This window comes from Klebsiella sp. MBT K-1, from assembly GCF_002556465.1.
Classification (GTDB): Bacteria; Pseudomonadota; Gammaproteobacteria; order Enterobacterales; family Enterobacteriaceae; genus Klebsiella; species Klebsiella grimontii.
The window spans coordinates 69,814-82,987 of record NZ_PDEL01000019.1; the positions used below are offsets into that span (position 1 = coordinate 69,814).

A 13,174-nucleotide genomic window follows, 5' to 3' on the forward strand; every position below is an offset into this window, starting at 1 on the left:
AAATCGTAGTTTACTGATCTTTCTGACAAAGGTAATGCCATACCCTAAATAATTCGAGCTGCAGGCAAGCGCTGCCAACGCGCCTGTAGCTCGAAGTATGACGGGTATTAGTACAGCGCTTTACCGCTGCTATCCTTGACGTTGGTCTTCCATGCCGCGCGAACCTGCTCAACCACGCTTTCCGGCAGGGTTGCATAATCCAGCGCGTTAGCCTCTTTACCGCCGTTTTTATACGCCCAGTCGAAGAACTTCAGCACTTCAGCGGTCTGCTCTGGCTTGTTGGAAGCCTTGTGAACCAGAATGAAGGTAGTCGAGGTAATCGGCCATGCGTTGTCGCCTTTCTGGTTAGTCAGATCCTGTGCAAAGGATTTGCTCCAGTCGATTTCTTTCGCCGCGTTAGCGAAGTTATCTTCAGTCGGGCTCACCGGCTTGCCATCGGCGGACAGCAGTTTGGTGTAAGCGAGGTTATTCTGTTTTGCGTAGGCATATTCGACGTAGCCGATAGAACCCGGCAGACGCTGAACAAACGCGGCGATGCCGTCGTTGCCCTTACCGCCCAGTCCGGTCGGCCAGTTTACGGTTGAACCCGCGCCGATTTTAGATTTCCACTCTTCGTTCACCTTCGCCAGATAGCTGGTGAAAACGAAAGAAGTACCGGAACCATCGGCACGACGAACCACTGCGATATTCTGAGAAGGCAGCTTCATGCCCGGGTTAAGCTTAGCAATCGCTGCATCATCCCATTTTTTGATTTTGCCAAGGTAGATATCACCCAGCGTTTTACCATCAAGCACCAGCTCGCCGGATTTCACGCCAGGCAGGTTAATCGCCAGCACCACGCCGCCAATAACGGTCGGGAACTGGAACAGACCTTCCTGAGCCAGTTTATCGTCAGCCAGAGGGGCATCAGAAGCGCCAAAGTCTACGGTGTTGGCCGTAATTTGTTTTACGCCGCCAGAGGAGCCGATACCCTGGTAATTGACTTTATTACCCGTTTCTTTGTTATAGGTATCTGCCCACTTGGCATACACCGGCGCGGGGAAAGTTGCGCCTGCGCCAGTCAGGCTTGCTGCTGCAAAAACAGAGAAAGCGCTCATCGATAAGGTCGCGGCGACAACTGTTGCGACGGTGGTACGCATAACGTTCATAATGTCTCCTGCTGGATTCGTAAACCATTGTTTCGAAGCTATGGTGAGCAAAATAGGACAAACAGGTGACAGTAAAATGTACGAATTATTACAGTTTTATGACATGCGAAAAGGCGGGATTTCACGCTAAATAAAAACAATACAAATCATATTGTTAATAAAGATAATGAGGAAAAGATTGCCGGAAAATTTTATTTTTATGACGGCAAAAAAGCGTCTCAAAAATGACAGACTGTCATAAAGCGGGTGGGATCTCGCCGTTCGCCGCAAATAAAAAGGGCTGCCGGACGGCAGCCCTGTCACGATGTAAAAACCGTTATTCCACGGTAACCGATTTCGCCAGGTTACGCGGCTGGTCAACGTCAGTCCCTTTGATCAGCGCGACGTGATACGCCAGCAGCTGCAGCGGTACGGTGTAGAAGATTGGCGCGATAACCTCTTCAACGTGCGGCATCTCGATGATGTGCATATTGTCGCTGCTGGTGAAACCCGCATCGCCGTCAGCAAAGACGTACAGCTGGCCGCCGCGGGCGCGAACTTCTTCAATGTTGGATTTCAGTTTTTCCAGCAGTTCGTTGTTCGGCGCCACCACCACTACCGGCATCTCAGCGTCAATCAGCGCCAGTGGACCATGCTTCAGCTCACCGGCAGCATAGGCTTCTGCGTGAATATAGGAGATCTCTTTCAGCTTCAGCGCCCCTTCGAGGGCGATGGGATACTGATCGCCGCGTCCAAGGAACAGCGCGTGGTGTTTGTCAGAGAAATTCTCAGCCAGCGCTTCGATACGCTTATCCTGCGAAAGCACCTGCTCAATGCGGCTCGGCAGCGCCTGCAGGCCATGCACGATCTCGTGTTCGATAGCGGCGTCCTGGCCTTTGAGGCGCGCCAGTTTCGCCACCAGCATCAGCAGAACGGTCAGCTGCGTAGTGAAGGCTTTGGTCGAGGCGACGCCGATTTCCGTTCCGGCGTTGGTCATCATCGCCAGATCGGATTCACGCACCAGAGAGGAACCAGGCACATTACAAATCGCCAGCGAGCCCAGATAGCCCAGCTCTTTCGACAGGCGCAGACCGGCCAGCGTATCTGCCGTTTCGCCTGACTGAGAGAGGGTGATCATCAGGCTATTGCGACGCACGGCCGATTTGCGGTAGCGGAACTCGGAGGCAATTTCGACATCGCACGGTACCCCTGCCAGCGACTCAAACCAGTAGCGGGAAACCATACCTGAGTTATAGGAGGTGCCGCAGGCGATGATCTGAATATGCTCGACCTGCGACAGCAGCTCGTTAGCCTGCGGGCCCAGCTCGCTTAAATCAACCTCACCATGGCTAATGCGCCCGGAAAGGGTATTTTTGATAGCGTTCGGCTGCTCGTAGATCTCTTTTTGCATGTAGTGGCGATAGATACCTTTATCGCCCGCATCGTACTGCAGATTGGATTCGATGTCCGGGCGCTGCACTTCGGCGCCGGATTTATCAAAGATAGTCACCGAACGGCGGGTAACCTCAGCAATATCGCCCTCTTCGAGGAAGATAAAGCGGCGGGTAACCGGCAGCAGCGCCAGCTGATCGGAGGCAATGAAGTTTTCCCCCATCCCCAGGCCAATGACCAGCGGGCTGCCTGAACGAGCGGCCAGCAGCGTACCCGGATCGCGGGTATCCATGATCACGGTGCCGTAAGCGCCACGCAGCTGCGGGATGGTTCGCAGAACGGCTTCACGCAGGGTGCCACCTTGTTCCAGCTCCCAGTGAACGAGATGCGCAATCACTTCCGTGTCAGTCTCGGAGACAAAAACGTAGCCTCGCGACTGCAACAGCTCGCGCAGCGGCTCATGGTTTTCGATGATCCCGTTATGCACCACCACAATATGGTCAGAAACATGCGGATGCGCGTTACCTTCAGACGGTTCGCCGTGCGTCGCCCAGCGGGTATGGGCAATCCCGGTACCGCCGTGCAACGGATGTTCTTCCAGTGCCTGGGCCAGCATCTGTACTTTCCCAAGGCGACGAACGCGGTTCATATGACCTTCGTTATCGACGACTGCCAGACCGGCAGAGTCGTAACCGCGGTATTCCAGACGACGTAAACCTTCGAGAAGGATTTCAGCAATATCACGCTGCGCGACTGCGCCAACAATTCCACACATAGTTTTTCATTCCGATTTTGGCTGTATGCCATACGTTGTCGGTCAACCTGTTTACCCGAATTTCGGGCGCCCCGAGCCTTGTAGAGAGTGGGGTTATTTTTATGGGTACTGCCGTGGGGGGAGGATTATGTTATCCCCTCACCCCGCTCTTTCTCCCCGAAAGGGCGAAAGAGAAATAGCGTTACTTTTTCTTCACCGGGCGCTGCCAGCCCTGTTTATGGACCTGCGGCACGCGGCTTAACACTAATTCATTATCGGCAACGTCACGCGTTACCGTTGTTCCTGCAGCAATGGTGACGCCATTGCCGACGGTCACCGGCGCGACCAGCTGGCTGTCAGAGCCAACAAACACGTCATCGCCAATCACCGTTTTGTGCTTATTTACGCCATCATAGTTACAGGTGATGGTGCCCGCGCCGATATTGACGTTATCGCCAATCTCGGCGTCTCCGAGATAGGAGAGATGCCCGGCTTTTGTGCCTTTACCCAAGCGCGCCTTTTTAATTTCGACAAAGTTGCCAACGTGCGCGCCTTCCAGAAGCTCAGCGCCTGGGCGCAGCCGCGCGAACGGTCCAATGGTACAGGCGGCTTCCAGATGCGCATCCTCCACCACGGTATAGGGGCTAATCTCGCAATCATCACCAATGGTGCTGTTCTTGATGACGCAGCCAGCGCCGATCTTGACCCGATCCCCCAGCACCACGTCACCTTCGAGGATAACGTTAGTATCAATTTCGACATCGCACCCGTGTTTCAGCACGCCGCGCAGATCAAAACGCGCCGGATCGCGCAGCATAACGCCCGCGAGCAGCAGCTTTTCAGCCTGTTCAGACTGCCAGACGCGTTCAAGGCGGGAGAGCTGCAGGCGGTTATTCACGCCTTCCACTTCGCTTAACCGTTGCGGATGTACAGCGGTAATTTCACGACCTTCTTGATAGGCCATGGCGATAATGTCGGTGATGTAGTATTCGCCCTGAACGTTGTTGTTGGTGAGCTTAGCCAGCCAGCGTTTAAGATCCGCCCCGTTGGCGACCAGAATCCCGGTATTAATTTCCTGAATCAGGCGCTGCTCTTCGCTGGCGTCTTTATGCTCAACAATACCCGTCACCGCGCCGTTATCGCGCGTAATGCGGCCATAGCCGGTCGGATCGTCCAGCTTCACCGTCAACAGGCCGATACCGCCCTGCGGTTTCGCGTCCCGCAGGCGCTGTAATGTTTCGACGGAAATAAGCGGCACGTCGCCGTACAGCATCAGGATATCTTCATCGTCGCTGAAGAACGGCGCCGCCTGCTGCATGGCGTGGCCGGTACCAAGCTGTTCGGCCTGTAGGACCCAGTTAAGATTGTCTTCGCGCAGCGTCTGGCGAAGCAGGTCGCCGCCGTGCCCGTACACCAGATGTACGGCGGATGCCCCTAATTCTTTAGCCGCATCAATAACATGCTGCACCATCGGCTTTCCGGCCAGCGAATGCAACACCTTAGGAAGATCGGAATACATGCGGGTACCTTTGCCTGCGGCAAGAATAACCACGCTCATCGGACTGTTTGACATACGCATCCTGACTGCTGTTAGAACGAAAAGTAAAAGCCTTTCACGTTGAAATATCTACATATTTTTCATCATGAAACGAGACGAAGATAAAACGCACAAGCGTAACGCTATACACCATTTTAGGTGGGTATTTTTAGCCAGCGCAAACCCGTTTAGCGCAAAAAAAGCATTTTAACGGGGAGGGATACCGGCTATCCCTCTGCTTTTGCTGTTTTTTTGATGGAAAAATAAAGAAAATCCATAAAGTAAAACGCGGTTTTAATATTCATTAATTGTGACGTAATAAATAGAAACACCATTTCATTTTCCTGATAATGCCGGTTAATAATTACCCAGGAGAAAAAAATGAAAAACAAAATACCTTTGGCATTAACCCTTTGCAGTACGATGATCGCGCTACCGCTGCAGGCCAACGAAGGCCATCAGTGGCGGGCAATCGCCTTTGGGCAATCCACCGACAGTAACTTTTCCTCGAACGTGTTGCCGGAAAAAATTGGCGTCAATGATGTCACCATTGCCGGGAAAAAGCTGACGCCGCAGGATTCCGCCGATCTCAGCCAGCCCATTACCATCGAGAGCCGGGGAGGTAAAATTGCCAACTCCCACGACGGACTGACCTTCTTTTACACCGAGCTGCCAACCAATAAGAATTTTATCCTGCAGGCTACGGTGACCGTCAATCAGTTTGGACCGGAAAATGGCGCGCGTCCGGCGGCGCAGGAAGGCGCGGGACTGCTGGTCCGCGACGTCATTGGCAACCCGCGCCAACAGCCTCTCAAGGTCGGCTACGAAGAGTTCCCGGCGGCATCCAATATGGTGATGAACGCCATTATGACCCAGGATAAAAAAGATGGCTCGCATATCAAGCTGCAGGCTATTAGCCGGGAAGGGATAACCCAACCGTGGGGCAATGCGGGCGCTGCAATCAAGCGTCAAAGTTACAAAGAGAAAATCGATATCCAGCAAACCCCGACGTTTCAGCTTAAGCTGGAACGTACTAACGACGGATTTATTACCTCATGGGCGGCAACGGGCAGTAATGAATGGGTAAGTCAGCGGGTTCCTCACGCCGATCTGATTGCTCAGCAGGATAAAGAACATTACTACGTCGGTTTCTTCGCCTCACGTAACGCCAAAATCACCGTCAGCAATGCTTCCCTGACGACCTCCGCGGCAAATACGGTTCCCTCCGCCCCGTATGTTGCCAAAAGCTGGCCGCCGGTCATGCAAATTGCCTCGGGGACAAAAAGCCAGAGCAAAGAGTATCTCCTGCAGGCGCGCACGAATAGTGACGGACGCATCACCGTGCGTCAGGATGAAGTGGTGATCGGGCAGGATAAAGCCGTGAAGGCCGGAGAGATGTATACCCAGCCTGCCGTTCTGAAAGATAAAAGCACATTCGAAATTAGCTTCACTCCAGCCACCGGCGCAAACACGCTGACCCAAACGCTGACGGTTGAACAGAGCGCCAATGTGACAGGCAATACGCTGTACGCCGCGCCGGATGGGCTGTCGCAGGCTAAAGGGACGACGGACTCGCCGCTGGATTTAGCCACCGCTGTCGACCTCGTTCCCCCTGGCGGGCAAATTGTATTAGCCGCAGGTGATTATCCGCAAACAACCATCCCGGTTAGCGCCAGCGGCCTGAAAGACAAAGTCAAAACCCTGAAAGCCGACGGAAAAGCCGTGATTCACGGGCTCCTGCTGGATGCCAGCTACTGGCATATCAATGGAGTAGACATTACGGACAAGAGCCTGCGCGTACAGGGTAGCCATAACCTGATCGAGAACGTCACCGCGTATCGGAACGATGATACCGGCATTCAAATTTCCTCTCCGGCGGATGTCGGACGCCCGCTGTGGGCCAGCCATAACCGGGTGGTGAATTCTGAATCCTTTAATAACGAAGATCCGGGTAAAATTAACGCCGATGGCTTTGCGGTGAAAATGCGCGTAGGGGAGGGTAACCGGCTGGAGGGCTGTTACTCACACGATAATATCGACGACGGCTTCGATCTGTTCAATAAGATTGAGGACGGCGCTAACGGCGTTGTGGTGATCGAGAACTCCATTGCCCGCAATAATACCAGCAACGGCTTTAAGCTCGGTGGGGAAGGGCAGCCGGTCGCCCACGAGGTACGCAACAGCATCGCCATCGGCAATCATCTGGACGGTTTTACCGACAACTTCAATCCTGGCAAGCTGGTAGTGGTCAATAACGTCGCGGTGGATAACCAGCGCTTTAACTATCTATTCCGCCCAAGCCCGTATGGCGCACCGGAAACGCAGGGTACCTTCAGCGATAACCTTTCTCTGCGCAGCCAGCCGGGGAAATATGACGATGCCGTTATCGGGAACATTGATGATAGCAACTACTTTATCCACGGTGGCCGAAGCACCAACGCCCAGGGAAAGAGCATTCACAGCGCCGACTATCAGACTCTGACGCTGCCGGATCCGCTGACGCGTGAGGCCGACGGCAGCTTTAACACCGGTAACTTCCTTAGCCGCAATTAACCAGGGACACGCTAAAAACATAAAGGTCGCCCTCGGGCGACCTTTTTACTTCCTTTCCTGCTTCACACCGCATGTGTTGTCGTTTTAGTTAGCGGTACAGCGCATAAGCAGTCTGGAGAGCGGACTTCTTAGTGGTTGAACGTACCGAAGGTTACGTTCATAGCACTGAAGAAAGCGACGATTTTATTAAGCAGTTTCATGATCTCTTCCTGGATAGCGATTACGTTTTTGATGAACTCTTTTTTTTGTGATTAACATCACAAAAATAAGTCTACGCTTCATCTTTTAAACGATCAACAAAAATGAGATATACATCACAAAATTTTTAAACCCGCTTTTTAATTTTGCTTTTTCTGAAACGAAGCCATAAAAAAAGCCAGCCTGGAAACCAGACTGGCTTTTTAACGTTCAAGCCGGTGTTACATCGCTTTTTTGGTCAACTCGATAACGCGCAGTTTAGCGATCGCTTTGGCCAGTTCCGCAGACGCCTGAGCGTAGTCCACGTCACCATGAGAGCTCTTAATGTGCTCTTCAGCCTTACGTTTCGCTTCCAGGGCTCGCGCTTCGTCGAGATCCTGGCCACGAATTGCCGTATCAGCCAGAACGGTCGTGCTACCCGGCTGCACTTCAAGAATGCCGCCTGACAGGTAGATAAATTCTTCGTGACCGTGCTGCTTAACGATGCGAATCATACCAGGCTTAATGGCGGTGAGCAGCGGCGCGTGCCCCGGGTAAATACCCAGTTCACCTTCACTACCCGTTACCTGGATTTTCTCGACCAGACCAGAGAACATTTGTTTCTCTGCGCTGACGACGTCCAGGTGGTAAGTCATTGCCATATCACCCTCCGATTAAGGCGTTAAAGTTTTTTGGCTTTTTCCACGGCTTCGTCGATAGAACCGACCATGTAGAACGCCTGCTCCGGCAGGTGATCGTATTCGCCTTCCATGATGCCTTTAAAGCCACGGATGGTGTCTTTCAGGGAAACATATTTGCCCGGAGAACCGGTAAATACTTCTGCCACGAAGAACGGCTGGGACAGGAAGCGCTGAATCTTACGCGCGCGAGCTACCACCAGTTTATCTTCTTCAGACAGTTCATCCATACCCAGGATGGCGATGATGTCTTTCAGTTCCTGATAACGCTGCAGGATGGACTGAACGCCACGAGCGGTGTCGTAGTGCTCCTGACCAACAACCAGCGGATCCAGCTGACGGCTGGTGGAGTCCAGCGGGTCAACTGCCGGGTAGATACCCAGAGAGGCGATCTGACGGCTCAGTACCACGGTTGCGTCAAGGTGCGCAAAGGTGGTGGCTGGAGACGGGTCAGTCAAGTCATCCGCAGGTACGTATACCGCCTGTACGGAAGTGATTGAACCGGTTTTGGTCGAGGTGATACGTTCCTGCAGAACGCCCATCTCTTCCGCCAGGGTCGGCTGGTAACCTACCGCTGAAGGCATACGGCCCAGCAGTGCGGATACTTCAGTACCGGCCAGGGTGTAACGGTAGATGTTATCCACGAACAGCAGAACGTCACGACCTTCGTCACGGAACTTCTCAGCCATGGTCAGGCCGGTCAGCGCAACGCGCAGACGGTTTCCCGGCGGCTCGTTCATCTGGCCATACACCAGGGATACTTTATCGATAACGTTGGAGTCGGTCATTTCGTGGTAGAAGTCGTTACCCTCACGAGTACGTTCACCTACGCCCGCAAACACGGAGTAACCGGAGTGCTCGATCGCGATGTTACGGATCAGCTCCATCATGTTTACGGTTTTACCTACACCCGCACCACCGAACAGACCAACTTTACCGCCCTTCGCAAACGGACACATCAGGTCGATAACTTTGATGCCGGTTTCCAGCAGTTCCTGAGAGTTTGACAACTCTTCGTAGGAAGGTGCTGCACGGTGGATAGCCCAACGCTCTTCTTCGCCGATGTCGCCTTTCATGTCTACCGGTTGGCCCAGTACGTTCATGATACGACCCAGCGTGGCTTTACCTACCGGGACTTCGATCGGGTGCTCGAGGTCTTTTACTTCCAGACCGCGACGCAGACCGTCGGAAGAACCCATGGCGATGGTACGAACAATACCGCCGCCGAGCTGCTGCTGAACTTCCAGCACCAGCTTCTCACTACCATTTTGCACCTCAAGAGCCTCGTACACGCGCGGTACGGCATCCTGAGGGAATTCGACGTCGACCACGGCGCCGATTACCTGGACAATTTTTCCAGTAGCCATCTTGAATCCTCTACGAATTAACCTGGTTATACCGCGGATGCTCCACCGACGATCTCGGTGAGTTCCTGAGTAATGCTGGCCTGACGAGCTTTGTTGTATACCAACTGCAGCTCTTTAATCAGGCTGCCGCCATTGTCGGTCGCGGCTTTCATCGCCACCATACGTGCGGCCTGCTCGCTGGCCAGGTTTTCTACCACACCCTGATAAACCTGAGATTCCACATAACGACGCAGCAGGGTATCCAGCAGCGCTTTCGGATCGGGTTCATACAGGTAATCCCAGGATTTACGCTTCAACTCACCCTCTTCTGAAGCCGGTAACGGCAGCAGCTGAGTAATGGTTGGAACCTGAGACATGGTGTTAATAAATTTGTTGCTGACAATATACAGCTTGTCCAGACGGCCTTCATCGTAGGCCTGCAACATCACTTTTACCGGACCGATCAGTTCGGACAGGGAGGGGTTATCCCCCATACCCGTCACCTGGGCGACAACATTACCGCTAACGGAATTAAAGAACGACACGCCCTTCGAGCCGATCATTGCGAGTTCGCACTGAACGCCTTTATCGGACCATGCTTTCATTTCCGCCAGCAGCTTTTTGAACAGGTTAATGTTCAAGCCACCGCACAGACCACGGTCGGTAGACACCACCAGGTAGCCCACGCGTTTAACGTCGCGTTCTTCCAGGTAAGGGTGCTTATATTCCAGATTACCGTTCGCAAGGTGACCGATCACTTTGCGCATGGTATCTGCATATGGACGGCTGGCCGCCATGCGCTCCTGCGATTTACGCATTTTGGAAGCGGCGACCATTTCCATCGCTTTAGTGATCTTTTGCGTGTTCTGGACGCTTGCGATCTTACTACGTATCTCTTTTGCGCCGGCCATGAGCTTCTCCTCAATGCCTTGCGGCCTGCCCTAGAGCAAGCCGCCAGACTTTACCAGGATTGGGTTGCTTTGAAGGAATCGAGGATGCCTTTCAGCTTGCCTTCGATTTCGTCGTTATAGCCACCGGACTGGTTGATCTCTTGCATCAACGGAGCGTGATCACGGTCGACGTAAGCCAGCAGAGCGGCTTCAAAGCTACCGATTTTCGACAGCTCGACATCCGCCAGATAACCACGTTCTGCCGCGAACAGAACCAGAGACTGCTGCGCAACGGACATCGGCGCATACTGTTTCTGTTTCAGCAGTTCGGTCACTTTCTGACCGTGGTCCAGCTGCTTACGGGTTGCATCATCAAGGTCAGAGGCAAACTGCGAGAACGCCGCCAGTTCGCGATACTGTGCCAGAGCGGTACGAATACCACCGGACAGTTTCTTCATGATCTTGGTCTGAGCTGCACCACCAACACGGGATACGGAGATACCCGGGTTAACCGCAGGACGAATACCGGAGTTGAACAGGTTGGTTTCCAGGAAGATCTGACCATCGGTAATGGAAATTACGTTGGTCGGAACGAACGCAGAAACGTCACCCGCCTGGGTTTCGATAATCGGCAGCGCGGTCAGAGAACCGGTTTTACCTTTCACTTCACCTTTGGTGAAAGCTTCAACGTATTCGACGTTAACACGTGCGGCACGCTCCAGCAGACGAGAGTGGAGGTAGAATACGTCGCCCGGGAATGCTTCACGTCCTGGCGGACGACGGAGCAGCAGGGAGATCTGACGGTAAGCAACGGCCTGTTTAGACAGGTCATCATAAATGATCAGCGCATCTTCACCGCGGTCGCGGAAGTATTCACCCATTGCACAACCGGCATACGGCGCCAGGTATTGCAGTGCGGCAGATTCAGATGCGGTAGCAACCACAACGATGGTGTTAGCCAGCGCGCCGTGTTCTTCCAGTTTACGTACCACGTTAGAAATGGTGGACGCTTTCTGGCCGATAGCTACGTAGACGCACTTGATGCCGGAATCACGCTGGTTGATGATGGCGTCGATGGCCAGAGCGGTTTTACCCGTCTGACGGTCGCCGATAATCAGTTCACGCTGTCCACGACCGATTGGGATCATGGCATCAACGGATTTATAACCGGTCTGCACCGGCTGATCGACGGACTGACGTTCGATGACGCCCGGTGCGATAGCTTCAACGGCGGAGAAGCCGTCGTGCTCCAGCGGACCTTTACCATCAATCGGTGCACCCAGGGTGTTAACCACACGTCCCAGCAGGCCGCGGCCAACCGGAACTTCAAGGATACGGCCAGTACATTTAACCTTCATACCTTCGGCGAGGTCAGCGTACGGACCCATCACAACGGCACCTACGGAGTCGCGCTCCAGGTTCAGTGCGATAGCGTAACGGTTACCCGGCAGAGCGATCATCTCACCCTGCATACAATCGGCCAGGCCGTGAATGCGGATAACACCGTCACTTACAGAAACGATAGTACCTTCGTTATGAGCCTCGCTCACAACATTGAACTGAGCAATGCGCTGCTTGATCAGTTCGCTGATTTCGGTGGAATTCAGTTGCATGCTCCAGTCCCCTTAAGACTGCAAGACGTCTGCAAGGCGTTCAAGACGGCCGCGTACGCTACCATCAATGACCATATCACCCGAACGGATGATTACGCCTGCCATTACAGACTTATCGATTTTGCAATTCAGCTTAACTTTGCGTGACAGACGTTTTTCCATCGCGGCGGTAATTTTCGCAAGCTGTTCGTCACTCATTTGAGCGGCAGAAATAACTTCTACCTCTGCGGTTGCCTCACTGGCAGCGCGCAGGTGAATGAACTGCTCGAGAACATCAGGGAGCGCATTCAGACGACCATTTTCAGCCATTACCCGAATCAGGTTTTGGCCATTTTCGTCCAGTTGCTCACCACAGACCGCGATAAACACATCAGAGAGCGTTTCTGGCGCCAGTGCGCCGGAGAGTAGCTCTGTCATTTGTTCGTTTTTCGTCACTTCAGCGACAAACGCCAGCATATCCTGCCAGCGTTCAACGCTGTTGTGTTCGACGGCAAAGTCAAAAGCTGCTTTGGCGTAGGGGCGAGCTACCGTTACAAATTCAGACATCAGCCCCTCCCTCCTTACAGTTCAGCGACAAGTTTATCCACGATGTCGCTGTTAGCAGCTTCATCCACGGAACGTTCGATGATCTTCTCGGCGCCAGCAACAGCCAGGATAGCGACCTGCTTACGCAGCTCCTCACGAGCACGTTTACGTTCGGCATCGATTTCAGCCTGCGCCTGTGCGACGATTTTGGTGCGTTCCTGTTCTGCTTCCGCTTTTGCTTCGTCCAGGATCTGAGAGCGACGCTTGTTCGCCTGCTCGATGATTACCTGGGCTTCCGCTTTCGCTTTTTTCAGCTGGTCGGTCGCGTTGGCCTGTGCAAGGTCCAAATCTTTCTTAGCGCGTTCTGCAGAAGCTAAACCGTCAGAAATTTCTTTCTGGCGCTTTTCGATGGCAGCCATTAACGGCGGCCATACATACTTCATGCAGAACCATACGAAGATAACAAACGCGATGGCCTGGCCGAGGATTGTTGCGTTCATGTTCACAGCACAATACCTCTTAAAAAATAACTCTGTGGCTTAGGTTTCTTTCGAACAACTTA

General features: G+C 53.3%; 10 protein-coding genes. 1 reads left to right on the plus strand and 9 read right to left on the minus strand.

The window, feature by feature from the left end:
• Positions 1–107 precede the first annotated feature (107 nt).
• From pstS to glmU, 3 genes are all read right to left on the minus strand, one after another.
• A complete protein-coding gene (gene pstS, locus CMQ96_RS24235) occupies positions 108–1,148 on the minus strand; it encodes a phosphate ABC transporter substrate-binding protein PstS (RefSeq protein ID WP_004127017.1) in 1,041 nt (346 codons plus the stop codon).
• A 316-nt stretch (positions 1,149–1,464) separates the two neighbouring features.
• The gene (gene glmS / locus CMQ96_RS24240; protein ID WP_004871870.1) at positions 1,465–3,294 is read right to left on the minus strand and encodes a glutamine--fructose-6-phosphate transaminase (isomerizing); all 1,830 of its coding nucleotides are present in this window, start codon (positions 3,292–3,294) and stop codon (positions 1,465–1,467) included.
• A 181-nt stretch (positions 3,295–3,475) separates the two neighbouring features.
• Positions 3,476–4,846 carry a bifunctional UDP-N-acetylglucosamine diphosphorylase/glucosamine-1-phosphate N-acetyltransferase GlmU gene (glmU, locus tag CMQ96_RS24245; protein ID WP_098067449.1) on the minus strand — a complete coding sequence of 457 codons (1,371 nt, stop codon included), beginning with the start codon at positions 4,844–4,846 and terminating at the stop codon, positions 3,476–3,478.
• Between the two features lie 345 nt (positions 4,847–5,191).
• On the opposite strand from glmU, the gene CMQ96_RS24250 reads away from it, so the two are divergent.
• Complete coding sequence (locus CMQ96_RS24250) at positions 5,192–7,363, plus strand: right-handed parallel beta-helix repeat-containing protein (RefSeq protein ID WP_098067450.1); 2,172 nt, start codon at positions 5,192–5,194, stop codon at positions 7,361–7,363.
• A 419-nt stretch (positions 7,364–7,782) separates the two neighbouring features.
• Here the strand turns inward: CMQ96_RS24250 and CMQ96_RS24255 are convergent, their stop codons facing one another.
• From CMQ96_RS24255 to atpF, 6 genes are read right to left on the minus strand one after another with little or no spacing between them, the layout of a single operon-like run.
• Positions 7,783–8,202: a F0F1 ATP synthase subunit epsilon gene (locus CMQ96_RS24255; protein ID WP_004107274.1), complete on the minus strand. Its 420-nt coding sequence runs from the start codon at positions 8,200–8,202 to the stop codon at positions 7,783–7,785.
• Positions 8,203–8,222: 20 nt separating this feature from the next.
• Entirely contained in the window at positions 8,223–9,605 is a 1,383-nt protein-coding gene (gene atpD / locus CMQ96_RS24260) for a F0F1 ATP synthase subunit beta (RefSeq protein ID WP_004127025.1), read from the minus strand.
• A 26-nt stretch (positions 9,606–9,631) separates the two neighbouring features.
• Complete coding sequence (atpG, locus tag CMQ96_RS24265; RefSeq protein WP_004871892.1) at positions 9,632–10,495, minus strand: F0F1 ATP synthase subunit gamma; 864 nt, start codon at positions 10,493–10,495, stop codon at positions 9,632–9,634.
• 50 nt (positions 10,496–10,545) lie between these two features.
• A complete protein-coding gene (gene atpA, locus CMQ96_RS24270; RefSeq protein WP_004127029.1) occupies positions 10,546–12,087 on the minus strand; it encodes a F0F1 ATP synthase subunit alpha in 1,542 nt (513 codons plus the stop codon).
• 12 nt (positions 12,088–12,099) lie between these two features.
• The gene (gene atpH, locus CMQ96_RS24275) at positions 12,100–12,633 is read right to left on the minus strand and encodes a F0F1 ATP synthase subunit delta (protein ID WP_024360534.1); all 534 of its coding nucleotides are present in this window, start codon (positions 12,631–12,633) and stop codon (positions 12,100–12,102) included.
• A gap of 14 nt (positions 12,634–12,647) precedes the next feature.
• The gene (atpF, locus tag CMQ96_RS24280; RefSeq protein WP_004107293.1) at positions 12,648–13,118 is read right to left on the minus strand and encodes a F0F1 ATP synthase subunit B; all 471 of its coding nucleotides are present in this window, start codon (positions 13,116–13,118) and stop codon (positions 12,648–12,650) included.
• Between the last annotated feature and the right edge of the window lie 56 nt (positions 13,119–13,174).

Coding starts and splice junctions, on each gene's coding strand:
- atpA (WP_004127029.1), bottom strand. CDS start 12,087: ATGCAACTGAATTCCACCGAAATCAGCGAACTGATCAAGCAGCGCATT.
- glmU (WP_098067449.1), bottom strand. CDS start 4,846: ATGTCAAACAGTCCGATGAGCGTGGTTATTCTTGCCGCAGGCAAAGGT.
- atpG (WP_004871892.1), bottom strand. CDS start 10,495: ATGGCCGGCGCAAAAGAGATACGTAGTAAGATCGCAAGCGTCCAGAAC.
- atpH (WP_024360534.1), bottom strand. CDS start 12,633: ATGTCTGAATTTGTAACGGTAGCTCGCCCCTACGCCAAAGCAGCTTTT.
- atpD (WP_004127025.1), bottom strand. CDS start 9,605: ATGGCTACTGGAAAAATTGTCCAGGTAATCGGCGCCGTGGTCGACGTC.
- pstS (WP_004127017.1), bottom strand. CDS start 1,148: ATGAACGTTATGCGTACCACCGTCGCAACAGTTGTCGCCGCGACCTTA.
- CMQ96_RS24255 (WP_004107274.1), bottom strand. CDS start 8,202: ATGGCAATGACTTACCACCTGGACGTCGTCAGCGCAGAGAAACAAATG.
- glmS (WP_004871870.1), bottom strand. CDS start 3,294: ATGTGTGGAATTGTTGGCGCAGTCGCGCAGCGTGATATTGCTGAAATC.
- CMQ96_RS24250 (WP_098067450.1), top strand. CDS start 5,192: ATGAAAAACAAAATACCTTTGGCATTAACCCTTTGCAGTACGATGATC.